Origin of the sequence: Sphingobium sp. ZW T5_29, from assembly GCF_044987515.1 — a bacterium.
In the GTDB taxonomy this organism is placed as follows: domain Bacteria; phylum Pseudomonadota; class Alphaproteobacteria; order Sphingomonadales; family Sphingomonadaceae; genus Sphingobium.
Genome location: NZ_JBJDRM010000011.1, coordinates 38,395 through 64,992, shown reverse-complemented (window position 1 = coordinate 64,992; position 26,598 = coordinate 38,395). Strand labels below are relative to the sequence as shown.

Genomic DNA, 26,598 nt, shown 5'->3' with positions numbered 1-26,598 from the left:
TTGATAGGATCAGGAACCTGGCGATGGAACCCATCGTCCAAGCCTATGATAAACGTGACACGATGCTTCATGCGCTTGGACTGGGCTACGGCCTCGACCCGCTTGATGAAGCACAGTTGCCGTTCGTTTATGAAAAGGAGTTGCGGTGCCTGCCCTGCTTCGCGAACATCCTGTGCCACCCTGGTTTCTGGGCGCAGCGGCCTGAATTCGGCATCGACTGGGTCAAGATACTGCACGCAGAGCAGGATCTGACCATGCACAAGCCATTGCCGCCGACAGGTGCGATCCGGGGCGAATATCGGGTTGCGGGCGTCGAAGACAAGGGGGAAGGGCGCGGTGCGCTACTGCACCAGGAAAAGGCGCTCTACGATACGGCAACGGGGGATCATCTGGCCACGGTGCGATCGACGCTGTTCATGCGGGGCAATGGAGGGGAGGGCGGCTTTGGCGATCCTATCCCTGCTGCTGAACCGGTGCCTGAAGGGAAGCCCGACGCGGTGGTAGAGATCGCGACGCGTCCGGGACAGGCGTTGATCTATCGCCTGAGCGGAGACTGGAACCCGTTGCATGCCGACCCTGCCATAGCGCGAAAGGCTGGGTTCGACAGGCCGATCCTGCACGGCCTGTGTACCAAGGGGCTCGCGAACCGCGCGGTGCTGGCCCATTATTGCGACAATGATGTGGCGCGCTTCAAAGGGATGTTCGTCCGTTTCAGCAAGCCGGTGATGCCAGGTGAGACGATCCGTTTCGAGTTTTACGAGCAGGGCGGTGGCTTGCTGCGTTTCCGCGCTGTGGCGGTTGAACGCGATGTGGTGGTGCTCGACCGCTGCTCGGCGCAAGTGAGCGAAGCGTAACGGAGGGGGGATGGGGCGCGCGGTGCCATGCCGCGCGCGCCCGACGACCTATTCCTGATCCATGAAATGCTGGCGCACCAGCGCACGTTGCACCTTGCCCGACGCGGTGCGCGGCAGTGTGACGCCAACCTCAATCCGCCGTGGGATCTTGTAGGCGGCCAGCGACCGGCGCGCGAAAGCAATGATGTCCTGCGGATCGACCTGATGCCCTGGGCGTAGTTCCAGCGCAGCGGTAACGCCTTCGCCCCATTTGGGATGAGGCATGCCGAACACGGCGCAGTCCATGACCGCCGGATGATCGCGCAGGACAGCCTCGACCTCGGCTGGATAGACATTTTCCCCGCCCGACACGATCATGTCCTTGATCCGGTCGGTGAGGAACAGATAGCCGTCCTCGTCCAGCCGCCCACCGTCGCCTGAACGATACCAGCCGTCGATCAGTGCTTCGGAGGTCGCTTGGCGATTGTTCCAATATTCGATCATGACGCTGGGCGCCTTGACCCAGATTTCACCTGGCTGACCCACCGGCAGCAACTGGCCCTGCGCATCGCGGATCGCGATGCTGAACCCCGGTAGCGGATGACCGACCGATCGAAGCAGGTGCACGCGATCAATGTCATGTTCATCCGGGCCCAGGATGGACATGGTGCCGGTGATTTCCGTCATCCCGTAATATTGCAGGAAACGGCAGCCGATGCGGGCAATGGATCGCTCCAGCAAGGCCGGGTCCATTGACGCCGCTCCATAGTGAATCCCGCGCAGGGTTGGCGCGCGGACAGCGCGCGCGTCCATCTCTGCGATCAGGCCCCGCACCAGCGTCGGCACGATGAAGGTGCGGGTGACGCCAAAGGCCAGGCAGGTGTCCAATATGGTCGCAGGCGCAGTGTCCGCGATAATATGGACCGTCGCGCCGCGCGCTAGCGCGGTGCAGACCCACGACATGCCGCCGATATGAAAGGTAGGCAGCGGAGACAGCAGGACCTCGTCATCGCCCCAATCGGCGAAATAGCCCGACATATTTTCGACATGGCGGTGAATGCCGAATGCATATTGGGATGTTACGACGCCTTTGGGGCGTCCGGTTGTGCCACTGGTATATAGTTGCAGGCACGGCGCGCGCGGGTCCAGCGGAGCGCGTGGGGCTGGTTCCGCCGCTGCGATCCGGCTACGCAGGCCCTGCGGGCCGTCATCATCCACCACCAACAGGGGAAGGCCGTGTTGATCGGCCTCCCCGAGCAGCGGGAGGAATTCGCGATCCGCAACGATCAGGTTCACGCCGCTGTCTTCCAGCACATAGGCCGTTTCCGGCGCGGTGTTGCGCCAGTTGATCGGGACGAGAACCGCTCCGGCACGAATGGCACCGATCAGTATCAGGAAGAACAGGTCGTTATTCTTGCCCAGATAGGCGAGACGGCCGCCACGCCCGACGCCATGTTCGGCGAGCAGGGTGACGACCGCATTGCAGCCGCGATCCAGATCGGCATAGGTCCAGCTGCGGTCCCCAAAGACGATAGCTGGCTTACCGGGAGTGCGCGCCGCCGCGGTGTTGGGATATTCCGACGGCAGGATGAGGCCGCTATCATCGAGCGGCGGGCCTTCCACGAATGCCATGCCAGGAACCGGCGTTCCGCCGTCGGCGCTACCGTCAGAATGCGACATCGTCTCCGCCCTTTGTCTGCATCAGCGCGCGGGCCTCGTCGGGGGTAGCCACCGTCAGGCTGAGTTCTTCCAGCACGCGCCGGATCTTTGCGACCTGTTCGGCATTGGAAGTGGCGAGCTTTCCTCTGCCGGCATAAAGGCTGTCCTCCAATCCCACGCGCACCGATCCGCCCAGCAATGCTGACAGGGTAACGAGCCGCATCTGGTGCTTGCCCGCCGCCAGTGCCGAGAAGATGAAGTCTTCGCCGAACAGACGGTCGGCGGTCGATTTCATGTGCATCACATTTTCAGGATCAGGCCCGATGCCACCTAATATGCCGAACACACCCTGAATGAAGAAGGGTGGCTCGACCATCTTGCGATCGACGAAGTGGGCCAGATTGTAGAGGTGGGCCACGTCATAGCATTCAAATTCGAATCGCGTGCCCTGGTCCGACAATTGCGTCATCGCCTGTTCGATCTGGGCGAAGGTGTTGGACAGGATGAAGTCTTTCGTCATTTCCAGATAAGGCAGTTCCCAATCGAACTGCCATTCGGAAATCTTTGCACCCGCGCCGGAAATATTGAAGTTCACCGACCCCATGTTCATCGAACAGACTTCAGGCCTGAACATCTTTGCAGGCGCCAGCCGGTCTGCAAGGCTCATGCCCAGGCCGCCGCCGGTCGTGATGTTGACGATGGCGTCAGTCGACTGTTTGATCCGGGGCAGGAACTGGCGGAAAAGCTCCGGATCTTGCGACGGCTGTCCTGTTTCAGGATTGCGGGCGTGCAGATGCACCATTGCGGCCCCGGCCTCTGCCGCGGCAATTGCCTCTGCCGCGATCTGGTCTGCGGTGATAGGGAGATGGGGCGTCATGCTGGGGGTGTGGATCGACCCGGTGACAGCACAAGTGATAATGACCTTGTCGGTGCGTTTCATAGGCTATCGGCTGTGCGCCGCCTCTCCAGATTATGGTTGTTTTTGCGAAGAAATTACAGGATTTCGCCCAGAATCGTGCCGACCGGATAGGTTTCGCCGATCTGTTTCAGGATTTTGAGCGTGCCGGATGCTGGTGCTTCGACTTCCTGGGTGGACTTGTCGCTTTCCAGCGCAAACAGGGGTTCGCCCGCCGTGACTGCGCCGCCATCGGCCACCAGCCATTCGGACAGCACTCCTTCATTCATTGAAAAGCCGAGCTTGGGCAGCAGGATTTCGGTCGGCATGAATAATTTCTCCTTTCGCGGCGTGATCGTGACGCTAACGATTTCCGATAAGATATGCTAGCGAACTAAATATGTCCACATCCTTCCGCATGAATGACCGCTGCCCATTCAGGTGGCGCGTGAAAGGGCGGGATAGTCGGTATATCCCCTTTCTTCCCCGACATAGGCATAGTCGAAGTTCGCGTCCGCCAGCGGCAGTCCATGCCTTAACCGCGCGACCAGGTCGGGGTTGGCGATATAGGGGCGGCCAAAGGAAATGGCGTCGGCCCTGCGCCCGGCGATGGCATCGCCTGCCGAAGGCCCGTCGAAGCTGCCATTCTGAATGATCGTGCCCGAAAATACGGCACGCAGGCGATCCATCACGGGATAATCGGGCTTTTCCATGAAACCTGATGCGATGGGTTCGATCAGGTGGATGTAGGCCAGGCCATAATGTTGTGCGATCCGCCCAATGGCCTGGGTGAGCGCGCCGGGATCAGCATCGCCCATGCCCTTGCGCTCGCTGGTCGGGCTGACCCGGAGGCCCACTCTGCCGGGATCGACCTTGGCGATGACGGCTTCGATGACCTCGCGTAGCAACCGCACGCGATTGTCGATACTGCCGCCATAACCATCCTGCCGCCGGTTGGTCTTCGACTGCAGGAATTGGTCGATGATGTAGCCGTTCGCGCCGTGGATTTCGACGCCGTCAAATCCTGCGGCCTGCGCGTTGCTCGCGCCCCGGCCATAGGCGGCGACGACCCGGTCGATGTCCGCCTGGACCATTTCGCGCGGGACGACATAGGGCTTCATCGGCAGGAAGCCGCCCTGATAACCCTCTGGCGGGGGAGCCATGGTTTCGCCTTCGCCTGCTATGGGCGACGGGCCAATGGGCTGTTGCCCGCCAATATAGTCAGGCAGGACCAGTCGGCCCATGTGCCAAAGCTGGCAGTAGATCCGCCCACCCGCTTCATGAACCCGGTTCGTGATGCCCTTCCATGCGGTGGTCATCTCATCCGACCAGATGCCGGGTGCCCGATACCAGCCCATTCCCAGCGGATCGACGGCGGTCGCTTCGGATATGATCAGGCCAGCGTCCGCGCGCTGAGCATAATATTCACCCTGAAGCGGCGTGGGCACGTGCCGGTCATCGGCGCGGGCGCGGGTGAGCGGGGCCATGACCACGCGATTGGGGATCTTCAGCGATCCGATGGTCAGGGGTTGAAACAGAGCTTCCAGAGACATGCCGCATTCCAGATTTGCCATTTGGTGAAGGCTGGGCGGACTTTTGCCAGCCCGCCGCCCATTTTTCCGTTCCAGTCGATCAGGGGTCCAGCCACTCACCGGGGTTGATCCCGGCATTACCGCGCGCGAACTTTAGTATCTTGCGCACGCGTTCGCCTAATATGGTCGGGTCCTTCGACGCTTCGCAACTGGGGCCATGTTGCCAGCTTTCGGCAACGGTGATGCCATAGCCCCACACTTCGAACACGCGGCCGCTGACCTGGCTCGCTTCCGCGCTGGCAAGCCAGGCGATGAAACCGGCGATCCATTCCGGATCGCGGCGTTCCAGCTGTTCAGGTGTCCATTCGCGCAGTCCTGCCGTCATTCGCGTTTCGGCGCGCGGCGCGATGGCGTTCACGGTGACGCCGATGCGCTGCAATTCGCGCGCGGCCACTTGGCTGAAGCTGGCGATTCCACCCTTGGCCGCGGCATAATTGGCCTGGCCGATATTCGCGAATAGAGCCGAATGCGACGTGGTGTTGATGACGCGGGCGTCCGGCTGACGCCCGGCCTTGCTTTCCGCGCGCCAGTAGTTGGCGGCATGATGGGTCGGCGCAAAGGTGCCCTTCAGGTGCACCTTGACGACGATGTCCCATTCTTCTTCGGTCATGTTGACCAGCATGCGATCGCGCAGGATGCCCGCATTGTTGATGAGGATGTCGAGTCGACCAAAAGTTTCGACAGCCTGGGCGACCATTTCGCGCGCATTGTCCCAGTTGGACACGTCGCCGCCGTTTACGACGGCTTCGCCGCCCATCCCCTTGATTTCGTTCACGACTTCCTGTGCAGGGGTCAGATCGTCCCCGCCGCCACCCGCCGCATCGCCACCCAGGTCGTTGACCACTACCTTGGCGCCATGTTCGGCGAGTTTCAGCGCATAGGTGCGGCCCACGCCGCGGCCCCCGCCTGTCACAATGGCGACTCTGCCTTCCAGAAAACTCATGCCCTCTTCCTCACGTCCACAGGAATATTCACCTGACCGATCGTCTCGGTCCTTTCGGTCGGGAAGGATGTTTCGGTCACCCGCCTGGCTGCTGCTACGCCGGTCCTCATCCAACCTGACCTCTTTACGTATCTAATCCGTATGCGTACTATATGCTTTAGATCGTATATGCAACATCTGTCACCTGACTTTTGCGACTCGTGAAGCAGGAAATATGACATATGTCACATAACTTCCGCCCATAAGTGCAGATGGTGGGATCGGGCCGCGAAAAGGAGAGGGCGGAAACATGTCAATGTTGGATCAGAAGATCGTCCTCATCACCGGCGCTGCGTCGGGCCTCGGGCGCTCTGCGGCGATCCGTTGCGCGATCGACGGTGCGCGGCTGGCCCTGGTGGATGTCAACAGCGCGGGGCTGCTGGAAACGAAGGCGGCTGTGTTGGCCCTGTGTCCAAAGGCAGAGATGCTATTGGAGGAGGCCGACGTTTCTTCCGAAGACCAGGTCCGCGCCTATGTAGACCAGACCGTGGCGCGCTTCGGTGGGGTCGACGGATTTTTCAACAATGCCGGAATCGAAGACCGGCAGGCCACGACCGAGGACGTGGACGGCGACTTCTTCGATCGCATCATGGCGGTCAATGCCAGGGGCGTTTTGTTCGGTATGAAACATGTCCTCAAGGTGATGGCGGCCCAGGGACATGGCCGCATCGTCAATACGGCATCGGCGCTGGGCATCCGTGGCGCGGGGCGGCAGGCAGGCTACACTGCCAGCAAGCATGCGATCGTAGGGCTGACCCGCAACGCGGCGCTGGAATATGGGGCGTTGGGCATCGGCATCAACGCTATTGCCCCAGGTGCCATATTGACGCCTCTGGTCGAAGCGTCGCTGCGGCAAGTGGACCCACAGGACTGGCAAGCGGCCGCGAGCGCCTTCGTTGCGCATAATCCCATGCGGCGAATGGGAACGCCGGATGAGGTCGCGTCGGTCGTCGCATTCCTTCTGTCCACTGGTGCGGCGTTCGTGAACGGGGCGGTCATTCCGATCGATGGTGGACAGTCGGCGCAATACTGAAATGGTGGACGACGCGGAAGGTAAAGAGAGAAAAGCGCTATGAACCAAGGCCAATCCGCCACAGACGCCATCCGTAATCTGAAGGGCCGTTACTTCAGGATCATCGACACGAAGTGCTTCGACGAACTGCACGACATATTGACCGAGGACGCTTATTTCGACCTGGAAGGAATCGTCCAGCGCGATGCGGACGGCGCCGTCGTCGTCCCCGTGCAACTGGGGGAGTTGTTCCCTGGGCATCAGCATGCGGTCGTGCGCGGGCGCGCGGAAATGGTCGCCTTCATCACCGGCGCGCTTAATTCCGTCATCAGCATTCACCACGGCTTCACCCCGGAAATCGAGGTGACGGGGGACAGCGCCACTGCGATCTGGCCGATGGAGGACGTCTTCTTCGGCATCGCGCCGCCCCATGGCCGCATCCGGCACGCCTATGGCCATTATGCCGACGTTTACCGCAGGGAGAAGGGGGTTTGGCGCATCGCCGGCCAGTCGCTGTCCTTCCTGCATCAGCGCTGGTTTCAGGAGGAAGAAGGATGACGGACGTCACGGACAAGATCGCACTCGTCACCGGCGCGGGGCAGGGGGTCGGACGGGGCATCGCGCTCGCTCTGGCGGCCGGCGGCGCGCGCGTGATCCTGGCGGGACGAACGGAGACCAAGCTGGAAGCCGTGCACGCCGAGATCGTGGCGGCTGGCGGCCAGGCCGATGTGGTTTCAGCCGATGTCAGAAAGGCGCCGGACATCGACGCGCTGGTGGCGAGTGTCGCCGATCGCCATGGCGGCATCGACATTCTGGTCAACAATGCACAGCAGGCCGTGCTTGCGCCGCTGCTGGGGATCGATGACGAGGAATTGCTGTTGACCTTCGAAAGCGGGCCGTTCGCCACCTTCCGCATGATGAAGGCGGTGCATCCCCATATGAAGCGGCGCGGCGGCGGGGCGATAATCAACCTTGTTTCATCGACCGCCATCAACTGGGACAGCAGCGGGACCGCGGCTTATTCCGCCGCAAAGCAGGCGATTGGCGCGATGACACGAGTGGCAGCTTCCGAATGGGGACCGGACGGTATCCGCGTGAACAATATCGCGCCGCTGGCCGGATCGCCCGCAATGCTCGCCTGGCTGGACGCAAAGCCGGAGGGGCCGGACGCTTATCTGTCCACCATCCCCATGCGCAGGATCGGCGATCCGCAGCGTGATATCGGCCGCGTCGTCCTGTTTCTGGCAAGCGACGATGCCGCCTACATCACCGGAGCGACGATCCCGGTCGATGGCGGGCAGGCGAACTGGAACTGATGTGCAAGGGCGTAAGGCCGTGGAAGGAAACGACGTGATGACCGGTGAAGCAGTGGCCACCGTGCGGGCGATGCTCGTCATCGGCGGCGGCTATCATGATTTCGATCTGGTGCGCCGCCGCCTGCTGGACCTGTTGGGAGAGCAGGAACGGATCAGGACGATTTGCACTCATGATTTTCGCGACCAGGATGCGTTGGCGGCGGCAAATTTCCTGATTACCTACACGACGAACATCTTCCCGGATGCCCAAGGGCTGCGGATATTGGAGCAGTTCCTGGCCGGCGGCGGACGGTGGCTCGCGATCCATGGCAGCGCGGCCTATATCGAATTTTCAGGACCGGAAGTGGAGATTGGCGGCATTCGACTGCCGGGGCTAACCGACACCCCTGACCGGCACCCCGGCTATATGGATCTGTTGGGCTGTCGTTTCCTTTCGCACCTGGCGCGGCAGCCGTTCACCGTCCATCCCGTGTCGGACCATCCGCTGGTCGCGGGATTGCCGCCGTTCGAGGTGGTGGATGAACCCTATATTCTGGAGTTGCGTGGGGAGAGCGAGATCTTGCTGGAATCGCGCTATACCGGCGAAGCGCCCGGCTATGTGAAGGGCCCATGGCTGGAAGATGTGCCGCGTCCGCAGGCGGTGCTCCACCGTCACGGCGCAGGAGAGGCGCTGTTCCTGGCGCCGGGCCACAGTTGTGGCCGTTACGACATGCAGCCGTTCATCGCGGAGATCGAACCGCAGGTGGGGCCGTGGGACAGTCCGGCCTATCTGGAACTGCTGCGGCGCGCGATCCGTTGGGGTGCGCATCTAACCGTGGGCGTGCCGTGACGTTGCCTGCCTCCGTCCAGGAGGTGCTGAACGCCGCTTTTGCGCTTGATGAAGCGGTGGACGGCAAGGATTGGTCGCGTGTACGGCGCAGCTTCATGCCTCTGGTTGGGGTGAGGATCGGGGTTCTGGTCGGGGATAACGCGGTGACACTGTCGGCGGACGAACTGGTAACGGGGATCGCTGCGCTCAATCCGCCCGCAAAAATGTCTTGCCATATGCTGTTGAATCCCATCGTCACTGTCACGGACGACCGCGCGATGCTGCGCGCAAAGCGCCATGGCTGGGCAAGATGCGACAAGTTGACGCCGCCGCTCCATGAATTGTGGGGTCTGGTTTCCTATCGCTTCACCTGCGTTGACGGTGAATGGTTTATCGACGACATGGGACTTGTGACCCTGCGCGAGGCAGGCAATCAGGAAGTCGCCCGGCTACGCGTTGACGGCCAGATATAGCGACCTGCAATGATGGTCGCTCAGACCGCAGCAATGAGCGCTGGTTTTCCTATGAGCGTAACCATTAAATGCCATGCGGGCCATCCGCTCTCCGGGCCGACTTCGTGAGAGCCTCCTCCGTCCCATCCGTGGCCTGCGCGAAACGAACGAGATGCAGGTCGGCGTCGCCCAATTGCCGCGCAATCACGAACAGACGGCGATAGTGATGGCTGATGTTCAGTTCTTCAGTCACGCCGATGCCGCCGTGCAGTTGGATCGCCTGCTGGCCGACGAATAGTCCTCCGGTCGATGCCTGAACCTTTGCTGCCGACACAGCGGCTGTCCTGGTTGCCTCGCTTCTGTTCATCGCGCCAAGCGCGTTGAACAGGGCGGATCGGGTCACCTCCACCTCTATCATCATGTCGGCCATGCGGTGTTGGAGCACCTGGAAATTGCCGATCGCGGTGCCGAACTGCTTGCGGACCTTGAGGTAATCGCGCGTCGTCCAGAGCGCGGTGTCCATGATGCCCAATGCCTCGCCGCACAGAGCGACGATGGCGTGGTCGACGGCCAGGACGATGGCGCGTGCTGCGTTCTCTCCTGTCGCTAGCAGATGGGCGGGGGCGTTATCCAGATGAATGTCGCAAACGCGGCGATTATCGATCGTGCGATAGGGGTGAAGGCTGGTCCCCGTATTTTGGGCGTTGACCAGGTAGAGATTCGTCTGGCCATTGTTCGAGGCCGAAACAATGAATGAATCAGCGTATGTTCCGCTTTCTACCAGCGACTTGGTTCCGGTGAGGCGGAGGGCTGGTCCGGTGTGGTCGGCTTGCGTTTCTACGATCCGCCAGTCGCCCCTACCATCCGGTTCCTGCAGGGCGGGGGCTGCGCGTCTTTCTCCCATGACGAGTGCTGCCAACAGCTCAGAGGCTTCGGCGGTGCCGATGGATGACAGCAATTGCGTCGCAAGAACATGAGCGCAGAAGGGTTCGGTCACCAGCCCGCGGCCCAGTTCTTCGGCGATCAGCGCATTTTCCACCGCGCTGCCGCCAAAGCCGCCCGCTTCTTCCGCCAGTCCAGCGCCCAGCCAGCCAAGTTCGGCGAAGGCCGCCCAATGACCCGGCGCTACCCCCTGATCCGAGCGGATGATGGCGAACCGTTTTTCCCAGTCATATTCGCGTTCGACAAAGCGCCTGACGCTGTCGCGCAGGGCATCCTGTTCGGCTGTGTAGTTGAAATCCATGATGTCACAGCTCCAGAACGGTCTTGGCGATGAGGGTGCGCTGAATTTCGTTCGCGCCGCCATAGATGGTGGTGGCCCGGCGGAACATCGCCTTGGCCGCGACGCCAATGCCGTGGCCGGGGGTCGGAGCAGCGCCATGTTCGCGATCGACCATGCGATATTCAGCGTGCGGATCGACGTTGACGGCGATGCCCCGGTCGCCCAGCGCGTCGACGGCCAGATCGGCGACGCGTTGGCGTAGTTCGGAACCCCGGACCTTGACCAGCGAGGCGACGGACGCGCTGCCGTGACCGTCGGATGTCAGCGCCCGCAGCACCGCAATCTCCAGCGATTTCGTGTCTATTTCGATGCGGGCGAGCTTTGCGCGGAAGATCGGGTCTTCGATCAGGGGGCGCCCATTTTTCCGTTCGGTCCGTGCGATCTGCCGCAATTGGGCGATGTCGCGGCGGGTGTGCGGCACTTCGGCGCTGTTGGTCCGTTCGTTGCCGAGCAGGAATTTGGCGTGCGTCCAGCCCTGTCCCGGTTCCCCGATCAGGTTTTCCACCGGAACCCGCACTTCGTCGAAGAAGAATTCGTTGACGGTCAATCCTTCATCCAGCGTCCAGATCGGGCGGCGCGTGATGCCGGGGGTCTTCAGGTCCACGACCAGCGAGGATATGCCCGCCTGCGGCTTGACGTCGGGATCGGTGCGCACGAGCAGGAAGATCATGTCGGCATGATGTCCCTCGGTCGTCCAGGTCTTTTGCCCGCTGACGACAAAATGGTCGCCATCTCGCACGGCGCGGGTGCGAAGGGATGACAGGTCGGAGCCAGCCCCCGGTTCTGAAAAACCCTGTGCCCAGAATGTGTCGCCCGCCCGAATGCCGGGCAGATAGGCCTGCCGCTGAGCTTCGGAACCAAAGGTGTAGACGACCGGCGCGACCAGTTCCGACCCGATGCGATCCGCCGTGGGGGCGTAGGCGCGGCGCATTTCATCTTCGAAAATGAAGCGTTGCACGCCGTTCCAGCCCGGCCCCCCATGGGCAACGGGCCAGTGCGGCACGGACCAGCCCTTTTCCGCGAGGATGCGGGTCCAGGCGGCCTGGTCATCGCGATGGGGGTGAAAGTCGTAGCGCCCCCGCTGCGCGAGTTCGGGTGGCAGTTTCGCTTCGATGAAGGCCCGAACTTCTGCCCGGAACGCTTCATCCTCTTTGCTGTAGGAAGGATTCATCAGCCTCACCCGTTCCGACTATAGTGCGTATGCATACGATGTTCTTAAACATCATCTGCGCGAATGCGCAAGGCGCAATGCATTTCGGCGACGGTCCGGCCGATTATCGACCGGTAAAGGACGGATGTCGCTTTTGACGGACGGCGCTAACGGCTTCACCGAAATCGGCGGTGTAGGTCGCGAGCCCTTCATAGGCGACTCCGGCTTCGAAAACCGAGCTGAACAACTGGCGTAGAGCGATGTTGGTCACTGACTTGGTGTAGCGGATCGCCGATTGAGCACCCCGCGCCAGTCGCGCCGCATATTTGGCGACATAATCGTCGAGTTCGGCGGCGGGAACGACGAAGCTGATCAGGTTGCACCGTTCCGCGTCCACCGCGCCGATCGCGTCGCCTGTCAGCAGATAATGTTTCGCTTTGCCAAAGCCTATCAGCTGCGGCCAGATCAGCGCGCCGCCATCGCCCGCCACCAGCCCCAGTTTGACATGGGGGTCCGCGAAACGCACATGATCCGCGGCGATGACGATGTCGCACAGCAGCGCGATGGACGCGCCAAAGCCGATGGCGTCGCCATTGACCTTTGCGATCACCGGCTTGGCGCAATCGAGCAAGCCCATGACGATCCGCCGCATGCTTTTTGCTTCGTTGACGAATGGCTCGCGGCGACCGGCGGCCTGGTCCTCCAGCCAGTCGAAATCCCCGCCAGCGCAAAAGGCGCCGCCGGATCCAGTCAGGATGATGACGTCGCTGTCGGGATCGTCGGCGGCGTCGAAGAAGACGCGGGCCATTTCTTCATGCAGGGCGGGGCCAACGGCGTTCAGATCGTCGGGGCGGTTCATCCTGATGGTCAGTATGCGCCCGTCACGTTCGAAGGCCAGCGCTTCATAATGTTCGAAATTCATGCACTCTCCCGTCGGTCGTTGGGCCGTTGCAACCCTGCATGCCCCCTCATAACAGAAGCTAGGTCGCTAGCATACCATATCCTGCAGGTCGCGAATATGGTTCGGCGGCGTCCAGCCTATTCCGGCGTGTCGGCGGCATCCGATGCATCGGACAGGCTGCCCGACAAGAGTCGGTTCGACTGTTCGAGAAGATCGGTCAACATGGCGATCCGTTCGGGACCCAGTTGACGCAACAGCAGTTCGTCCTGCTCCAATGCTCCGATTCTAAGCGGTTCGCGCAGTGTCTGCCCCTTTTCCGTGAGGTGGACCATTGCCAGCCGCCGATCGGCCGCGACGCGACGACGCTCGACGATCCCCGCCTTTTCGAGTCGTTGCAAGGTCTGGCCGATCGTTGCCTTGCCGATTTCCAGTCGTCGAGCCAGTTCTACCTGCGACAGGGGTTCCTCCAGCCACAATTCCCCTAATACATAGGCCTGTGCGGGAGCGACTCCCGTGCTTCTGATGCGATCAAGATAGTCGGCCTGCGTGATACGAGCGAGCAGCTGGGCCTGATAGGCCAAAGTCATCTTGAACATCGGGAACGAGCATTGCGATGGTGCGATGTCTGATTTTTGCTTTTGCTTCAACTTCGCGTTCACGCTGGCCATTCTCATTTCCCTTTGCGCCATGTTCAGGCTGTCACCGACGAATCATCCCGGGCGTCGGTAATGTCCCGCTGATTGCGACCTTGCATCATGCGCGCAACCACATCAATAAATGACATTTGTATGATGTGCCTCCATACTGTAGTGACGAATGTCAAGAAATGGTGCGCAGCCATCAAGCTGCCCACTGATGCCAGGAGAGAATCAGGTGACCGGAAATATCGACACGCAATGGCCCTATGACGGCGTCGCACTGATCACGGTCGGGGACGGCGGCATGGCCGGACACCTGGTCAGCTGTGCGACAGTGACGGCATTGGCGGACGCCCTGGAAGCCGCGATCGAGCAAAAGGCGCGGGTGATCGTGCTGGCGTCGTCAGTCGAAGGCCATTGGCTGGAACATGCCTATCTGAGCGATATCGTGAACCTGGTCGAAGGAAAGGCGGCGAGTGGTGACCCGGCGGGGTGGTTCCGTTCGCTCCAACTGCTCAACCGTGGGCCTGCGGTGACGATTGCCGCGATAAATGGCGATACATCGGGCGGCGGATGCGAACTGGGCTGGGGTTGCGACCTGCGCGTTGCGGAAGAACAGGCGCGATTCAGCCAGCCCGAAGTCGCGATCGGGGCGGGCACGGGCATTGGCGGCACGTCACGATTGATGCGCCTGATCGGCCGGACGGTCACCGCCGAAGTCGTGTTGACGGCCCAGCCGCTGACAGCGCGGCGGCTGTATGAACTGGGGGGGCTTAACCGCCTGGTGCCCAAGGGCAAGGCGGTCGAGGAAGCGCTCATGCTCGCCCGGCACATCGCTTCTCTGCCGCCGCAGTCGGTCGCTGGCATGAAGAAGATGCTGGGCGAGGCGGAGGACCTGAACCAGACGCAGGGCATCGAGAATGACCAGCTGATCAGCCAGGGCCTGTTCGCGCACCCTGACAGCCTGGTCAGCATGAAGGCGATCCAGGCGCGGTTCGATGCCGGAGAAAGCATGGATCAGCTTTACTGGAAAAATGACTAATGTCGTCTATTGATAATGGTATGCTAGCATAGTAATAAGATGTGGCGGGCGTGGCGGATCGTTAGGCCACCACTGTCAGATGTAATTTCACAAAAAATGGGAGAGGGTTCATGGATCTGGGCTTGTCAGGATTGAAAGTCATCATGGGCGGCGCGACCCGCGGCATCAGCCGCGCGGCGGCCAATCTGTTCGCGGCGGAGGGCGCGCAGCTGGGCCTGTTTTCGCGCAATGGCGATGCGCTGGAGGAATTCAACGCTGAGCTGGGCGGCAAGGCCGTCACGCGCGAGTTCACGCTGGAGGATCGCGAAGGCTATAAGTCGATGCTGACGGGCCTGGCCGATGAGTTGGGCGGGTGCGACATATTCATCCATTCGATCAGCTCGTCCGGCGCTCAGGGTGCGATGGATTGGGACGAAAGCTATCGCATCGACATGCTGGGCGCGGTCGACGCGTGCGAGGCGCTGGAACCCTATCTGGAAAAGTCGAGCGCCGGTTCGGTCATCTTCATGTCGAGCACCGCCGCGATCGAGACATTCCTGATGCCCCAGGCGTTCAACGCCATCAAGGCGGCTCTTATCACCTACGGCAAGCAGCTTTCGCAGGTGTGGGCGCCCAAGGGCGTGCGCGTCAACATGGTGACCCCCGGCCCGATCAGCTATCCAGGCGGCAATTGGGAAGGCGCGAAAGCGTTGATGCCCGACCTGTATAACGGCATCGTGGCCCAGATTCCGATGGGGCGGCTGGGATCGCCGGAGGAAGTCGCCAAATCTATCGCATTCCTCGCCAGCCCGGCTGCCGGTTATGTGACGGGCGCCAATCTTGTCATCGACGGGGGCTTTACAAAGCGCGTCCAGTTCTGATCCGGGGGTACGCAGGAGTAACGTAAATGGCGGCAAATGCTCGCTACGCCGAAATACGGTTCAACGACCGACCGATCAAGGAACAGCTTTCCGATCCTGAAAGCTTTGTCCTGGAACCGGGAGAGGTCACCGCCGATTATGAAAAGAAGTCGCCCTGGCGGCTGGAGGAACTGCACCCCGATATCGCCAACTATCGGACGGCAAAAACCAGCAGGTCCATCGACCCGGCCGTCATGGCGGTCGAGGAAGAGCGGTTGTGGAGCAAGGTCTGGCTGCTCGCAGGCATTTCCAGCGACATACCCAATGTCGGCGACTGGTTCCGGTTCGACCTGGGCAAGCAGTCCATGATCATCGTGCGCAACAAGGACGGCGTCGCCGCCTTTTACAATGTGTGCAAGCATCGCGGAAACGAGCTGGTGCAGGACGATTTCGGTCATGGCGCGACGTCCTTTACGTGCATCGTGCACAGCTGGCGGTTCAACCTGAACGGCAAGAATGTGCGCGTGACCGACCGGGATACGTTCCGGGAGGAGGCGCTGTGCGGGAATCTGGACCTGACGCCTTTGCACGTCCGGGAATGGGGCGGCATGGTTTTCGTGAGCATGAATCCCGATCCGATGCCGTTCGAGGAATATTATGCCGATCTGTTGCCTATGCTCGCATCCTACAAGATCGAGAATATGTTCGTCGTCAAGCATCTGACGGTCGATATTCCGGCCAACTGGAAGACGATGTATTCGGCGTTCAATGAAACCTATCATGCGCACGCCACGCATCCGCAGATAAAGCCCTATGTCGACGATCATTATGTTCAGTATGATTTCTATCGGAACGGCCATAACCGGAACCTGTTTTCGGTAGGATCGGTCAGCCCGCGCTGGCCGGACAATCGCTTTGTCAATGTCGGCCTCGCCTATTTCCTTCAGGAAGCGGGCGTGAAGATGTCTGCGCTGAAGGGGGACGCGCGGCATGTTCGCCGGGCGTTGCAGCAGGCTAAACGCAGTGAGAACAACCCCTATGGCGTGGATTATTCCGGCTATACCGACAATCAGTTGACGGATGACTGGAACCCGTCGCTGTTCCCGAACGTGACGATGAACATGCACCCGGAGGGCATATTGCTCCAGCGGTTCCGGCCTCATCCCACCGACCCGGAGCGCGGCTATCAGGATGTATTCGTCCTGTCCGCGAAGCTGGCCGAAGGACGGCGTCCGCCAGCCTATATGGGGGTGGAGGATGATGTCGATGTGACGGGCAAGGTCCGTCCGCCGATCCGCCGTTCCACTCACGATAATCCGCAGGCCGGCGAAGTGGTCGAGCAGGACATCGCCAACATGGTGACGATGCAGCGCGGCATGCGGTCAAAGGGACTGAACGGCACGATCGTCTTTTCCGAACAGGAACGGCGCATCCAGCATTTCTACGCTGAACTGGACCTTTATCTGGAGGGAAAGAAGGGGAACTGATCCCCGTGCGAAAAATGGGAAGGGGCCGTGCATCGGATGATGTACGGCCCCTTCCCCCAGGCGGCGACGGATCAGATCCCACCGGGAGAAAGGGTGGGTCCGTCTTCCAATTCCTGGGCGAGCCGGGTGAGAAAATCCCCGGCGGGCGCGCCGTCGATGATGCGATGATCGACGGTCAGCGACAGGCCCATGACTGGCCGCACCACGATGGTTTCGCCGTCCTGCGCTACCCAGGGTTTGGGCGACATGCGCCCCAGGCCGATGATCGCCTGTTGCGGGTAGCTCAGGATCGGGGTGAAATGTTCTACGCGGGTGAGGCCCAGATTGGTGACGGTCACGGTCGCGCCAGTCAGTTCGGCGATGCTGAGCTTGTTCGCCCTGGCCCGCTCGACCAGTTCGGCGCGCTTTTGTGCGATGTCGGGCAGGGACAGGTTGCCCGCGTCGAAAATGGCGGGCGCGACCAGCGCACCGGGAAGAGCGATCGCGCAACCGACATGGACCTGGTCCTGCGGTTCGACGCCATGGTCGGTTTCGACGGCGTTGAAGAGGGGAAAGTCGCGCAGGACCGACGTCAGGGCCGCGATGATCAGATCTTCATAGCCCAGTTTCGTGCCCGCCGCTTTCCAGGCATTGCGCGCGGCGACCAGGGCGGAAGCGTCGATGTCGCAGAAGAAGCTGAGCTGCGCGGTCTTTTGCAGGCTTTCGCTCATTTTCTGGGCGATGATGCCCCTGATGCCCGTCAGCCGGAGTATATTGTCAGCTGCCATTATAGGTCCTCTTGATGATTGATTGTCAGCTACGCAGCATGCGAAAGCAGTCGCGTATTTCGCGCACGAAGATGCCGGGCTGTTCCCAGGCGGCGAAGTGGCCGCCCTTGTCCACGCTGTTCCAGTGGATGATCCTGTCGAAATAGCGATCCGCCCAGCTGCGGGCGGGCCAGATGATTTCGCGCGGGAAGTGACTGTAGCCCAGCGGGATGCGTATATTCCGGGGCCGAAAGCTGTTCATGCTTTCCCAATAGAGCCGGGCGGACGACGCCCCGCTGTTGGTCAGCCAGTAGAGCGTGATATTGTCCAGCATATCGTCCAGGGAAAAGATATTTTCCGGCACGCCGTCGCAGTCCGACCAGCGCTGAAGTTTCTCGTAGATCCACGCCGCCTGGCCCACGGGGGAGTCAGCCAGCGCATATCCGATCGTCTGCGGCTTGGTCGCCTGCAGCCGGGCATAAGCGGATTCGACGTCGCTGAACTGGCGCATGGATTCCAGCGCCGTCTGCTCGTCGGGGGCGAGATCGTCCCCATGATCGGGTGGGATGATGGATAGCATGTTGAAATGGACGCCGACCAGTTCCGCCGGTTCATCGACGGCCAGGTTCATCGTCACTGACGATCCCCAATCGCCGCCTTGCGCGACATAGCGGTCATAGCCCAGCCGCCGCATCAGTTCGGCCCACGCCTTCGCGATCCGTTCCACCCCCCAGCCCGTTTCCGTCGGCTTGCCGGAAAAGCCATAACCGGGAAGGGACGGTATGATCAGGTGAAAAGCGTCGGACGATTGTCCCCCATGTGCCCGCGGATTGGTGAGCGGACCGATGATATTGCGGAATTCCAATATCGATCCGGGCCAGCCATGAGTGAGCAGCAGCGGCATCGCGTCTGGCTCCGCCGAACGGATGTGCAGGAAATGAATGTCCAGCCCATCGATCTGCGTTCGATACTGACCAAGCCCGTTCAGCAGCGCCTCGCACGCCCGCCAGTCATAGGATGTCCGCCAATGGTCCACCAATGCCTTCAGCCGGGCGGTCGGCACGCCCTGTTCCCAGCCGGGCACCGGCTGTTCATCTGGCCATCGGACGCCGTCCAGCCGCCGTTGCAGGTCGTCAAGCTGTTGCTGTGGGACGTGGATGACAAAGGGTTCGACAGGCGGCGGGGTCATGAACGTTCCAGGATGGATTGCAGGACGAGCGCTATGCGGTGCATCAGACGTTGCGTGAAATTAGCGCCCGCGCTTGCGACCAGCACATCGTCGCTATGCCCCTTTTCAAAGGTGTCGCGACCGCCCTTGAGCACCAGATTCATGAGCCGCAGCCCGCCGCGCAGCGCGAAATAATCAATCTGCCGCTGCGGAATGTCCGTACCGCCCGCCGCGCGATAGGCGTCCATGAAGCTGGCCCAATCGGTCGCGGCAATCACCACGGGATAGCAATATCCCAGATCCTCGCCGGGATGGCCAATGGCCGCCTGTTCCCAATCGAGCACCGCGGTGATGGTCCCGTCCTGCGCCAGGATATTGTGGAAAATCATGTCATTGTGCACGATAGCCTGACGATCATCCAGACAATCGACATTGGCGCGCAGCCAGGAAATGACCGCTGACATGGTGATGGAAGGCCAGCGGGCAAGGGCGTTCCATTCGCGCGCCATGTCGTCCAGTTCAGCCTGCCAGCTTTCGAGGTCGAAGCTGCTGCGCGACGGGCGCAGCCCCTGGCCCGCTTCGGCGACCGGCTGCGCATGCAGGATCGCCATTTGCCGCGCGAGGTCCAGAACGACATTCCGGTCATCGACGGGAAGCCAATATTCGGGTTGGGCGGTTGCGCCGGGAGCCAGTTCCACCAGCATGAAGGGGGCGTCCAGCCAGGCAGGATCGGTTTCGACCAGCAGCGGGCGCGGTACGCGCATGCCCGCGCGATGCAGGCGGTCGAGAAGGTTGAACTGTGTAACTTCGTCCAGGAATGCGTCACCCGCCGCGAGGTTGGGAATGCCGCGCTGGATGACGAGCCGGGCAGGCAGGTCGCCCATGCCGGACAGGCCCAGAAGTGCCGTTTGGCGGGAACGACCGCCGACGACCAGCTTGAACGATTCGATGCGTAGCGCGTCGCAGCCGGTGCGCTGGCGCAGATAGGTGGCGAGCCGTTCGGGGTCGATCGAATCCGTGCCGCCGATCGTCCGGCGCGGCGGTGCCTGTTCAATTTCATCCATGCGATCGATCGCTGATTGCAGCAGTGCGCATTCGCAGGCGATGGCGTCGCGAAAAGCGGTCAGGCCTTCGCCCTTGTCCAGCCGGTCAGCCATCTGCGCAATGATGGCGCCAGTCGACCGATAAGCGGCGGCATTTTCCGCCGGACCGCCCAGCCGATCAGTGTCAGCGGCCAATGGGAGGGAGACGGCGGGGTCCAGGAAGGTGGACGGTCCCTGTTCCAGTCCATTGGCGGTGGCGGTGAGAACCCGGATGCTGTTGTCCAGAGTCGCGCGCGCATCACCATCGTTAACGCAGGGACGCACGTCGCGCTGCAAGGCGCGGGCGACGGCCCAGAGGTGACGCGCGTTTGTCATGATATTCTCTCTCCTTCGACCACATGCGTATCGTAACGTAGCATATTAAGCAATGCGGGCCGTCGGTCCGGCGATGAAAAGCGGCGACAGCGGGCCAAGGCCTGGAAATATGTGACATCTGTCAAAAAATATCGCCGCTTGTCCTGGCGAAGGGCGGACGCCCTTGACATAAGGCAGTTGGTATATAGTAATATCGCGTACCAAAGCTGGCTGCACGCGAGAAGCAGCAGGCCTGACGCAAAGAGAGTGATGCAGTGGATATAAGCTTATCAGACGATCAGGAAGCCATCCGCGACAGCGTGCGGAAGGTCTGCGACCGTTTCGGCGACGAATATTGGTCCGTCTGTGAAGATGAAAAGAAATTTCCGTTCGAATTTCACAAGGCCATGGCCGACGCCGGATGGTTGGGCATCACCATGCCGGAGGAATTTGGCGGCGCGAACCTGGGCGTTACCGAAGCGGCCATCATGATGCATGAAGTGTCAGCGAGCGCGGGCGGTTATTCAGCGGCCAGCACCATCCACCTGAATATCTTTGGTCCCCATGCGGTGGTTGTGCACGGAACGGCCGAGCAGAAGGAGCGGATGCTGAAGCCGTTGATCGCAGGCACCGATCGCGCCTGTTTCGGCGTGACCGAGCCGGATGCCGGACTGGACACGACCAGCATCAAGACCTTTGCGACCAAGGTGCCGGGCGGATACCGGGTCACCGGGCGGAAAATCTGGACATCGTCGGGCCAGGTGGCGAACAAGATATTGCTGCTGACCCGCACGACCCCCAAGGAACAGTGCAAGAAGCCCACCGACGGCATGACGCTGTTCTACACCGACCTCGACAAGAGTCAGGTGGAAGTGCGGCGCATTCCCAAGATGGGCCGCAATGCGGTGGATTCCAACGCGACTTTCATCGACGATTATTTCGTGCCGGACGAGGACCGGATCGGCGAAGAAGGTAAAGGCTTTCACTATATCCTGCACAGCCTGAACCCCGAACGCATTCTGGTCGGGATCGAGGCGGTGGGGCTGGGCCGGGGCGCATTGGCGCGGGCTGCGAAATACGCGTCGGAACGCAAGGTTTTCGGCCGTTATATCGGTCAAAACCAGGGTATCCAGCATCCGCTGGCGGAAAACTGGACCTACCTGGAATCCGCCTATTGGATGATCATGCGCGCCGCGCATCTGTACGACACGGGCAAGCCCTGCGGCGCGGAGGCGAATGCGGGCAAGTTCCTGGGCGGCAGGGCAGCGTTCGAAGCGTGCACCCGCGCTGTCATGACGCACGGCGGCATGGGATATTCGACCGAATATCAGGTGGAAAGACTGTTCCGCGAGTCGATCCTGATGCGGATCGCCCCGATTACCGAGCAACTGATCCTGAGCTTTATCGCCGAAAAAGTGCTCGACCTACCCAAGTCCTATTAAGAACTCAGCTGGAGTGGATGACATGTCCAATTGGCCCAAGCCAGACGCGGCGACGCTGCTGGAAATCTATCGCAAGGCGACACTGATCAAGCAGAATGACGAACATGTCATCAAGCAGATGATGGCCGGCAAGCTGGTGATGCCCTATTACAGCCCGCGCGGGCAGGAAATCATTCCCTCGGCGATCTCCGTCAGCCTGGATGACGATGATTATATCTGCACCATCTACCGCGGCATCCACGACATGTTGGCGAAGGGCTTTCCCCTGGACGAGATGTGGGCGGAACTGGCGGGCAAGGTGACGGGCACCTGCAAGGGCAAGGGCGGGCCAATGCACCTGACCTGCCCCGAAAAGGGCATGATGGTGACCACCGGCATTGTCGGATCGTCCATGCCGATTGCCACGGGCCTGGGATGGGCGGCGCAGCTGGACGGTCGTAATCGCGTTTCGGTGGCCAATTTCGGTGATGGCGCGACCAATATCGGCGCTTTTCATGAATCGATGAACATGGCGGCGGTGTGGAAGCTGCCCGTGATCTTCCTGTGCCAGAATAATCATTATGCCGAACATACCGCGCCCGAATATTCGCGGGCCATCGACCGGATTTCGGATCGTGCGGCTGCCTATGGCATGCCGGGCGTGACCGTGGACGGCAATGACCCCGACGAGATGTATGGCGCGGCCAAGGTGGCGATAGAGCGCGCGCGCGCGGGCGAAGGGCCGACGTTGATCGAGGCGATGACTTTCCGTTTCAACGGCCATATTTTCGGCGAGGCCGGGCATTATATGGACAAGACCATTTATGCCCAGGCGCAGACGAAGGACCCGATGCCGGTTCTGCGCGCCCGGCTGCTGTCCGAAGGGATCGCCACGGAAGCCGATCTGGTCGCCATCGAGAAGGAGGTGGACAGCCGGATCGTTGCGGCAATCGAGGCCGCCATGGCCGCGGACTTCCCCGACGTCGCCGAATTGAAGCGGGACGTGTTCGCTGAAGAAATCGCTTGAGGATATGGCAATGACCGACACAATCACTGCATCCGACGCGCAGGCCTCTGCCGCATCGCAGGCCGCTGAACCCAAGAAGATGACGATGGTGGAGGCCATCAACCTGGCGCTCCACGATGCCATGGAGGCTGATCCCAAGGTGCTGGTCCTGGGTGAGGACGTGGCCGATCCGCAGGATGGCGGCGTCATGGGTGTGACCAAGGGACTATCCACCCGTTTCGGTGTGGATCGCGTCAAATCCACGCCCATTTCCGAACAGGCGATCATCGGCGCGGCGATCGGCGCGGCTGTCGGCGGATATAAGCCGGTGGCCGAGATCATGCTGATGAACTTCATCGCGGTGCCGATGGACATGATCTTCAACCATGCGGCCAAGCTGCGCTTCATGTCTGGCGGACAGACGGGCGTGCCGATGGTCATCCGCACCATGACTGGGTCGGGCTTTTCGACCGGCGGCCAGCATAGCGATTATCTGGAGGCGTGGTTCGCTCATACGGCGGGCATCAAGGTGGTCGCTCCGTGCACGCCCGACGATGCCTATGGCCTGATGCGGGCGGCGATCGACGATCCCGATCCGGTTCTGTTCATCGAAAATATGCCGAGCTATTGGACGCCAGCCCCGGTTTCCAAGCAGGTCGTCCCGATCGGCAAGGCGCGGATTGCCCGCGAAGGCAGCGACGTCACGATCATCGCCCATTCGCTGATGGTGACATTGAGCCTGGCGGTGGCGGACATGCTGGCCGTTGAGGGGATTTCCGTCGAGGTGGTCGATCTGCGCACCATTTCCCCATGGGATCGCGAAGCCGTGCTGGCGTCGGTACGCAAGACGGGTCGGGCCGTCGTCGCGCATGAGGCGGTGAAACAGTTCGGCATCGGCGCGGAAATTGCGTCGGTTATCACCGAAGAGCTGTGGGGCGAGTTGAAAGGCCCCGTCCAGCGGGTGGGCGCGGCCTATTGCGCCGTGCCCTTTTCCAAGCCGCTGGAGCAGGCATTTGCGCCCAGCGCGGACACGATCCAGGCCGCCGTTCGCAAGGCGCTGGCTTGATCGCGGCGGAGGGGGCGACGCGCATGCTTCAGTCCGCGCCGGACGAAAGCTATCTGGTGGAATTGATCGACGGCGTCCTGCGCCTGTCGTTCAACCGACCGCAATATGGCAACGCCATTCCCAAGACGACAGTGCCGCTGCTGACCGAACTGTTCCTTGCCGCGCAGGCTGATCCGGCGGTGCGCTGCATCCTGGTGCGGGGCGAGGGGAAGGTGTTTTCCGCTGGAGGCGATGTCGCGAGCTTTGCGGATTCGATCAAGCAGGATGTGGCGACGCGGCAAGCGGACTTTGCTCACCGCCTGCCGCTGGCGCGGAAACTGGTGGAGGCGATCGTCGCGTTCGACCGGCCAATCGTCGCTTCCGTGCGCGGGGCGGCGGCTGGGGCAGGGTTGTTCTATCCGCTGATCGCCGACTATGCGGTTGGTGACGACAGCGCCGCCTTCATATTCGCGCATCAGCGCGTCGGCCTTAGCCCGGATGGGGGCGTGACCGCCGTTCTGCCGCAGGTCGTGGGCGTCAGGATGGCGCGTATGCTGTTGATGACGGCGGCGAAGGTAGATGCCGCCGAGGCGCACAGGATCGGCATACTGCATCGGATTGTCGACGCCGACGCACTGGAAGACCAGGCGATGAAGGCGGCGCGCCGTCTGGCGCAGGCGCCGCAGCGTGCGGTCATCGCTGCCAAGAAGCTGGTGAACAGCGCGGGTGGACGGAGCCTGGCGCAGACATTGGATGCCGAAACCGATGGCATCGTCGCCTGCGTGGGCGACGCTGATTTCCATGAAGGAGTGACGGCTTTCCTGGAAAAGCGCGCGCCGGTTTTCCCCTCCGCCCGCTAACGCGCGGCAGCGATCCCTAAATTTGGAGACGATGATGCAGATTCCGGTCAAGGAAACGCCGTGGGAGGGCAGCTTTCCCGATGTCGAAAATTGGAGCGAGAATTTCTGCCTCGCCGGGTTCGATCCGCAATCGGGCGTTGGCCTCTGGTTCCATATCGGGCGCTGGCATCATGACCTGACCCAGTTCCGCGAAGTCGTCATCGTCCGCCTGCCCGATGGCACGGTGATTGCCCACCGCGCCATTGGTGACGCTTTCGCGGCGGCAGATGGGCCGGGCGGGCCTAATCTCGCCGTGCGGATCGTCGAGCCGGGGCGCAAGCTGACCTACCGCTTCAAAGGCGGCGTGATGCGTGTTCCAGCTCGGCAGATGCTGGATGGCGTGGTGGGAGATGGGCGGCGTACCCCGATGTCATTCGACCTGACCTTCACATCGACGGCTGACATCTGGGACCTGCATAAGGTGGGCGGGCTTCAGGACTTCCTGCCCGCGGGCCATATCGAGCAGCCCGGCTTGCTCACCGGCTCCTTCCGCATCGGCAGCGAAGAGTTCAGCTTCAACGCGATGGCCAATCGTGACCATAGCCTGGGCGGTCGGGACAACCGCACCCTGCACAGTCATCAGTGGTTTCAGGGCTATTTCGAAAATGGAATCGCCTTTCTGCTGTTCGATGCAGAGATCGGCCCCGGCGAACAGGTCGTGTTTTCAGAGGCGGTCGTCTATGAAGGCGACAGGAGTTTTGAGGCAAAGATCGAACAGATCGAACGATGCGGCCATGTGGACGAAGACGAAAAGCTTATCAGGACAGTGCTAAGCTATGCCAATGGAACGCTGGTGATCGAAACGGCGGCGTTCCACGGCAGTTCCTACCTGTCGCTTGCATCGCCCAACGACACCTATGCCGGGGTCTATGTCACTGAGCCGGGGCCGACGCGCACGGTGGACGAACAATCCGTCAGCCTTCTGCTCAACGGATCGGTCAAAGGTTATGGCTGCTACGAGCGGACCATTCCGGGCGATCACATCCGCGAAGCATAAAGGGAGGGCGTCAAGCGTCCTTCAAGGTGCCGATCTCAACATTGGCAAGACCTTCCTCGCCCGTCTCTTCACAGCGCACGCGGCACATATTTTCGACATTATAATAGACCTTTGCCCCCGGCTTCTGCGAATGCAGCGGCAAGCGGGCAAAGGCATTGCCGACGTCGGCGGTCAGGGTGAATTTTTCGCCGCCAAGGGTGACGGTGTGGAATATGACCTTGTCGGGCATGCCTTCCGGCCCCTCGCCGACATTTTCGATCCTGAGCGTTTTGATGACCTCATTGCCTTCCGGCCGCGCGATATAGCCTTCGGCTGTCATGTTGGCCGGGCGAACGATGTTGCGGACGGTGAACAGGTGAAAGCCCATGGTCGGAAAGTTGAAGAAGGACCAGTTGTGGTCCAGCACGATCTGGTCGTTGCGCATCCCCCAGCTATGGTCGCGATAGCCCGATCCATCGACATCGAGCGACACACCCGCAAGTTCGCCGGTCTTGAACGTCATCCTGCCGGTCGCATTCATGCACTGGCCCTGATGGCGAAAGCCCGTCCGGTCGAGTGCGGTGTTTTCCGAGATGGAGAACTGGTCGGGATTGACGTCAGCGCAGGCGAGGAAGTCGAACAGGTGCATGCGCCGCGTGAAGCGCAGCGAGGCAGCAATATTTTCATCCTCATATTCGACCAGAAATTCTTCCTGAGGCTTTAGGAAATGAACAGTCTGGTTGCCATAGCGCAGCAGTTTTTGATGTTCGAACGGCTGGGGCAGGGGAACTTCGCCGCTATGGCTGACCTTCACGCCCTTATGCAGAACGGTGAAGGACGCGAAGGCGCGGTCGAAAGTTGGTTCTGCCGTACTATGGGCCAGGCAGCACAGGTCCCGTTCGGGGTCCATGAATACCCAGAAGTAATTTTCCTTCCAACGCAGCCAGGCACGAGCAGGAACGGTGTGTGGATAATCTTCGTGCAGCAGCATTCATTGTCTCCAAAGACAGAAATGGGCGCGGCGGCTGATGCGCTGGGGTCCGCGTCACCCT

General features: G+C 61.3%; 27 protein-coding genes. 14 read left to right on the top strand and 13 right to left on the bottom strand.

Translation table 11 applies throughout. The features are described 5' to 3' along the window. The first annotated feature begins 23 nt into the window (after positions 1-23). Positions 24-854, top strand: coding sequence for a MaoC/PaaZ C-terminal domain-containing protein (locus tag ACI3KQ_RS10995; protein ID WP_404957523.1), 831 nt, complete (start codon positions 24-26; stop codon positions 852-854). Between the two features lie 48 nt (positions 855-902). Here the strand turns inward: ACI3KQ_RS10995 and ACI3KQ_RS10990 are convergent, their stop codons facing one another. From ACI3KQ_RS10990 to ACI3KQ_RS10970, 5 genes are all read right to left on the bottom strand, one after another. After that, a complete protein-coding gene (locus ACI3KQ_RS10990) occupies positions 903-2,513 on the bottom strand; it encodes a class I adenylate-forming enzyme family protein (RefSeq protein ID WP_404957522.1) in 1,611 nt (536 codons plus the stop codon). After that, the gene (locus ACI3KQ_RS10985) at positions 2,500-3,432 is read right to left on the bottom strand and encodes a 3-keto-5-aminohexanoate cleavage protein (RefSeq protein ID WP_404957520.1); all 933 of its coding nucleotides are present in this window, start codon (positions 3,430-3,432) and stop codon (positions 2,500-2,502) included. The genes ACI3KQ_RS10990 and ACI3KQ_RS10985 overlap by 14 nt, the downstream gene beginning before the upstream one ends. 53 nt (positions 3,433-3,485) lie before the next feature. Next, the gene (locus ACI3KQ_RS10980; RefSeq protein ID WP_404957518.1) at positions 3,486-3,716 is read right to left on the bottom strand and encodes a biotin/lipoyl-containing protein; all 231 of its coding nucleotides are present in this window, start codon (positions 3,714-3,716) and stop codon (positions 3,486-3,488) included. A gap of 108 nt (positions 3,717-3,824) precedes the next feature. Beyond that, positions 3,825-4,940, bottom strand: coding sequence for an alkene reductase (locus ACI3KQ_RS10975; RefSeq protein ID WP_404957516.1), 1,116 nt, complete (start codon positions 4,938-4,940; stop codon positions 3,825-3,827). Between the two features lie 79 nt (positions 4,941-5,019). Then, the gene (locus tag ACI3KQ_RS10970; RefSeq protein ID WP_404957514.1) at positions 5,020-5,922 is read right to left on the bottom strand and encodes an SDR family NAD(P)-dependent oxidoreductase; all 903 of its coding nucleotides are present in this window, start codon (positions 5,920-5,922) and stop codon (positions 5,020-5,022) included. A 289-nt stretch (positions 5,923-6,211) separates the two neighbouring features. Between ACI3KQ_RS10970 and ACI3KQ_RS10965 the strand changes: the two genes are divergently transcribed. The 5 genes from ACI3KQ_RS10965 to ACI3KQ_RS10945 are packed head-to-tail and all read left to right on the top strand — an operon-like array spanning position 6,212 to position 9,570. Beyond that, on the top strand, positions 6,212-6,994 hold the full coding sequence (locus ACI3KQ_RS10965; RefSeq protein ID WP_404957513.1) for an SDR family oxidoreductase: 783 nt from the start codon (positions 6,212-6,214) through the stop codon (positions 6,992-6,994). 39 nt (positions 6,995-7,033) lie between these two features. After that, a complete protein-coding gene (locus ACI3KQ_RS10960; protein ID WP_404957511.1) occupies positions 7,034-7,531 on the top strand; it encodes a nuclear transport factor 2 family protein in 498 nt (165 codons plus the stop codon). Further along, positions 7,528-8,289, top strand: coding sequence for an SDR family NAD(P)-dependent oxidoreductase (locus tag ACI3KQ_RS10955; RefSeq protein ID WP_404957509.1), 762 nt, complete (start codon positions 7,528-7,530; stop codon positions 8,287-8,289). The genes ACI3KQ_RS10960 and ACI3KQ_RS10955 overlap by 4 nt, the downstream gene beginning before the upstream one ends. Before the next feature lie 37 nt (positions 8,290-8,326). Beyond that, positions 8,327-9,118 carry a ThuA domain-containing protein gene (locus ACI3KQ_RS10950; RefSeq protein WP_404957507.1) on the top strand — a complete coding sequence of 264 codons (792 nt, stop codon included), beginning with the start codon at positions 8,327-8,329 and terminating at the stop codon, positions 9,116-9,118. Further along, entirely contained in the window at positions 9,115-9,570 is a 456-nt protein-coding gene (locus tag ACI3KQ_RS10945; RefSeq protein WP_404957505.1) for a nuclear transport factor 2 family protein, read from the top strand. Before ACI3KQ_RS10950 ends, ACI3KQ_RS10945 begins: the two co-directional genes overlap by 4 nt. A 64-nt stretch (positions 9,571-9,634) precedes the next feature. On the opposite strand, the gene ACI3KQ_RS10940 is transcribed toward ACI3KQ_RS10945, so the two are convergent. From ACI3KQ_RS10940 to ACI3KQ_RS10925, 4 genes are all read right to left on the bottom strand, one after another. Then, complete coding sequence (locus ACI3KQ_RS10940) at positions 9,635-10,792, bottom strand: acyl-CoA dehydrogenase family protein (RefSeq protein WP_404957503.1); 1,158 nt, start codon at positions 10,790-10,792, stop codon at positions 9,635-9,637. 4 nt (positions 10,793-10,796) lie between these two features. Then, positions 10,797-12,002 carry an acyl-CoA dehydrogenase family protein gene (locus tag ACI3KQ_RS10935; RefSeq protein ID WP_404957501.1) on the bottom strand — a complete coding sequence of 402 codons (1,206 nt, stop codon included), beginning with the start codon at positions 12,000-12,002 and terminating at the stop codon, positions 10,797-10,799. A gap of 103 nt (positions 12,003-12,105) precedes the next feature. Continuing rightward, on the bottom strand, positions 12,106-12,903 hold the full coding sequence (locus tag ACI3KQ_RS10930; RefSeq protein WP_404957499.1) for an enoyl-CoA hydratase-related protein: 798 nt from the start codon (positions 12,901-12,903) through the stop codon (positions 12,106-12,108). Between the two features lie 116 nt (positions 12,904-13,019). Then, positions 13,020-13,478, bottom strand: a complete 459-nt coding sequence (locus tag ACI3KQ_RS10925) for a MarR family winged helix-turn-helix transcriptional regulator (protein ID WP_404957498.1) — start codon at positions 13,476-13,478, stop codon at positions 13,020-13,022. 277 nt (positions 13,479-13,755) lie between these two features. Here ACI3KQ_RS10925 and ACI3KQ_RS10920 point away from each other — a divergent pair, with 277 nt between their 5' ends. The 3 genes from ACI3KQ_RS10920 (at position 13,756) to ACI3KQ_RS10910 (ending at position 16,888) form a co-directional block, all read left to right on the top strand. Beyond that, positions 13,756-14,562 carry an enoyl-CoA hydratase/isomerase family protein gene (locus tag ACI3KQ_RS10920; protein ID WP_404957496.1) on the top strand — a complete coding sequence of 269 codons (807 nt, stop codon included), beginning with the start codon at positions 13,756-13,758 and terminating at the stop codon, positions 14,560-14,562. A gap of 110 nt (positions 14,563-14,672) precedes the next feature. Beyond that, on the top strand, positions 14,673-15,422 hold the full coding sequence (locus tag ACI3KQ_RS10915; protein WP_404957494.1) for an SDR family NAD(P)-dependent oxidoreductase: 750 nt from the start codon (positions 14,673-14,675) through the stop codon (positions 15,420-15,422). A 26-nt stretch (positions 15,423-15,448) separates the two neighbouring features. Then, complete coding sequence (locus tag ACI3KQ_RS10910; RefSeq protein WP_404957492.1) at positions 15,449-16,888, top strand: SRPBCC family protein; 1,440 nt, start codon at positions 15,449-15,451, stop codon at positions 16,886-16,888. Positions 16,889-16,959: 71 nt separating this feature from the next. Here the strand turns inward: ACI3KQ_RS10910 and ACI3KQ_RS10905 are convergent, their stop codons facing one another. Genes ACI3KQ_RS10905 through ACI3KQ_RS10895 form a run of 3 tightly spaced genes read right to left on the bottom strand, consistent with a single transcriptional unit; the run spans position 16,960 to position 20,220 of the window. Next, positions 16,960-17,655 (bottom strand): 2-oxo acid dehydrogenase subunit E2, encoded by a 696-nt coding sequence (locus ACI3KQ_RS10905; RefSeq protein ID WP_404957490.1) that lies wholly within the window; start codon positions 17,653-17,655, stop codon positions 16,960-16,962. A 25-nt stretch (positions 17,656-17,680) separates the two neighbouring features. Further along, on the bottom strand, positions 17,681-18,823 hold the full coding sequence (locus ACI3KQ_RS10900; protein ID WP_404957488.1) for an epoxide hydrolase family protein: 1,143 nt from the start codon (positions 18,821-18,823) through the stop codon (positions 17,681-17,683). Continuing rightward, positions 18,820-20,220: a phosphotransferase family protein gene (locus tag ACI3KQ_RS10895; RefSeq protein ID WP_404957486.1), complete on the bottom strand. Its 1,401-nt coding sequence runs from the start codon at positions 20,218-20,220 to the stop codon at positions 18,820-18,822. The genes ACI3KQ_RS10900 and ACI3KQ_RS10895 overlap by 4 nt, the downstream gene beginning before the upstream one ends. Positions 20,221-20,474: 254 nt before the next feature. On the opposite strand from ACI3KQ_RS10895, the gene ACI3KQ_RS10890 reads away from it, so the two are divergent. The 5 genes from ACI3KQ_RS10890 (at position 20,475) to ACI3KQ_RS10870 (ending at position 25,567) form a co-directional block, all read left to right on the top strand. Further along, the gene (locus ACI3KQ_RS10890; RefSeq protein ID WP_404957485.1) at positions 20,475-21,641 is read left to right on the top strand and encodes an acyl-CoA dehydrogenase family protein; all 1,167 of its coding nucleotides are present in this window, start codon (positions 20,475-20,477) and stop codon (positions 21,639-21,641) included. A 22-nt stretch (positions 21,642-21,663) separates the two neighbouring features. Then, on the top strand, positions 21,664-22,647 hold the full coding sequence (locus tag ACI3KQ_RS10885; RefSeq protein WP_404957483.1) for a thiamine pyrophosphate-dependent dehydrogenase E1 component subunit alpha: 984 nt from the start codon (positions 21,664-21,666) through the stop codon (positions 22,645-22,647). A gap of 79 nt (positions 22,648-22,726) precedes the next feature. Beyond that, the gene (locus ACI3KQ_RS10880; RefSeq protein ID WP_404957682.1) at positions 22,727-23,692 is read left to right on the top strand and encodes an alpha-ketoacid dehydrogenase subunit beta; all 966 of its coding nucleotides are present in this window, start codon (positions 22,727-22,729) and stop codon (positions 23,690-23,692) included. Beyond that, on the top strand, positions 23,689-24,531 hold the full coding sequence (locus ACI3KQ_RS10875) for an enoyl-CoA hydratase/isomerase family protein (RefSeq protein WP_404957482.1): 843 nt from the start codon (positions 23,689-23,691) through the stop codon (positions 24,529-24,531). Before ACI3KQ_RS10880 ends, ACI3KQ_RS10875 begins: the two co-directional genes overlap by 4 nt. 31 nt (positions 24,532-24,562) lie before the next feature. After that, a complete protein-coding gene (locus ACI3KQ_RS10870) occupies positions 24,563-25,567 on the top strand; it encodes a hypothetical protein (RefSeq protein WP_404957480.1) in 1,005 nt (334 codons plus the stop codon). 10 nt (positions 25,568-25,577) lie between these two features. Here the strand turns inward: ACI3KQ_RS10870 and ACI3KQ_RS10865 are convergent, their stop codons facing one another. After that, the gene (locus ACI3KQ_RS10865; protein ID WP_404957479.1) at positions 25,578-26,537 is read right to left on the bottom strand and encodes a hypothetical protein; all 960 of its coding nucleotides are present in this window, start codon (positions 26,535-26,537) and stop codon (positions 25,578-25,580) included. Between the last annotated feature and the right edge of the window lie 61 nt (positions 26,538-26,598).

What these genes read in the sequence shown, in the direction of transcription:
- ACI3KQ_RS10870 (WP_404957480.1), top strand. Translation starts at nt 24,563, where the DNA reads ATGATGCAGATTCCGGTCAAGGAAACGCCGTGGGAGGGCAGCTTTCCC.
- ACI3KQ_RS10925 (WP_404957498.1), bottom strand. Translation starts at nt 13,478, where the DNA reads ATGTTCAAGATGACTTTGGCCTATCAGGCCCAGCTGCTCGCTCGTATC.
- ACI3KQ_RS10940 (WP_404957503.1), bottom strand. Translation starts at nt 10,792, where the DNA reads ATGGATTTCAACTACACAGCCGAACAGGATGCCCTGCGCGACAGCGTC.
- ACI3KQ_RS10865 (WP_404957479.1), bottom strand. Translation starts at nt 26,537, where the DNA reads ATGCTGCTGCACGAAGATTATCCACACACCGTTCCTGCTCGTGCCTGG.
- ACI3KQ_RS10950 (WP_404957507.1), top strand. Translation starts at nt 8,327, where the DNA reads ATGACCGGTGAAGCAGTGGCCACCGTGCGGGCGATGCTCGTCATCGGC.
- ACI3KQ_RS10905 (WP_404957490.1), bottom strand. Translation starts at nt 17,655, where the DNA reads ATGGCAGCTGACAATATACTCCGGCTGACGGGCATCAGGGGCATCATC.
- ACI3KQ_RS10900 (WP_404957488.1), bottom strand. Translation starts at nt 18,823, where the DNA reads ATGACCCCGCCGCCTGTCGAACCCTTTGTCATCCACGTCCCACAGCAA.
- ACI3KQ_RS10915 (WP_404957494.1), top strand. Translation starts at nt 14,673, where the DNA reads ATGGATCTGGGCTTGTCAGGATTGAAAGTCATCATGGGCGGCGCGACC.
- ACI3KQ_RS10990 (WP_404957522.1), bottom strand. Translation starts at nt 2,513, where the DNA reads ATGTCGCATTCTGACGGTAGCGCCGACGGCGGAACGCCGGTTCCTGGC.
- ACI3KQ_RS10910 (WP_404957492.1), top strand. Translation starts at nt 15,449, where the DNA reads ATGGCGGCAAATGCTCGCTACGCCGAAATACGGTTCAACGACCGACCG.
- ACI3KQ_RS10960 (WP_404957511.1), top strand. Translation starts at nt 7,034, where the DNA reads ATGAACCAAGGCCAATCCGCCACAGACGCCATCCGTAATCTGAAGGGC.
- ACI3KQ_RS10965 (WP_404957513.1), top strand. Translation starts at nt 6,212, where the DNA reads ATGTCAATGTTGGATCAGAAGATCGTCCTCATCACCGGCGCTGCGTCG.
- ACI3KQ_RS10955 (WP_404957509.1), top strand. Translation starts at nt 7,528, where the DNA reads ATGACGGACGTCACGGACAAGATCGCACTCGTCACCGGCGCGGGGCAG.
- ACI3KQ_RS10975 (WP_404957516.1), bottom strand. Translation starts at nt 4,940, where the DNA reads ATGTCTCTGGAAGCTCTGTTTCAACCCCTGACCATCGGATCGCTGAAG.
- ACI3KQ_RS10880 (WP_404957682.1), top strand. Translation starts at nt 22,727, where the DNA reads ATGACGATGGTGGAGGCCATCAACCTGGCGCTCCACGATGCCATGGAG.
- ACI3KQ_RS10995 (WP_404957523.1), top strand. Translation starts at nt 24, where the DNA reads ATGGAACCCATCGTCCAAGCCTATGATAAACGTGACACGATGCTTCAT.
- ACI3KQ_RS10895 (WP_404957486.1), bottom strand. Translation starts at nt 20,220, where the DNA reads ATGACAAACGCGCGTCACCTCTGGGCCGTCGCCCGCGCCTTGCAGCGC.
- ACI3KQ_RS10970 (WP_404957514.1), bottom strand. Translation starts at nt 5,922, where the DNA reads ATGAGTTTTCTGGAAGGCAGAGTCGCCATTGTGACAGGCGGGGGCCGC.
- ACI3KQ_RS10930 (WP_404957499.1), bottom strand. Translation starts at nt 12,903, where the DNA reads ATGAATTTCGAACATTATGAAGCGCTGGCCTTCGAACGTGACGGGCGC.
- ACI3KQ_RS10985 (WP_404957520.1), bottom strand. Translation starts at nt 3,432, where the DNA reads ATGAAACGCACCGACAAGGTCATTATCACTTGTGCTGTCACCGGGTCG.
- ACI3KQ_RS10980 (WP_404957518.1), bottom strand. Translation starts at nt 3,716, where the DNA reads ATGCCGACCGAAATCCTGCTGCCCAAGCTCGGCTTTTCAATGAATGAA.
- ACI3KQ_RS10885 (WP_404957483.1), top strand. Translation starts at nt 21,664, where the DNA reads ATGTCCAATTGGCCCAAGCCAGACGCGGCGACGCTGCTGGAAATCTAT.
- ACI3KQ_RS10935 (WP_404957501.1), bottom strand. Translation starts at nt 12,002, where the DNA reads ATGAATCCTTCCTACAGCAAAGAGGATGAAGCGTTCCGGGCAGAAGTT.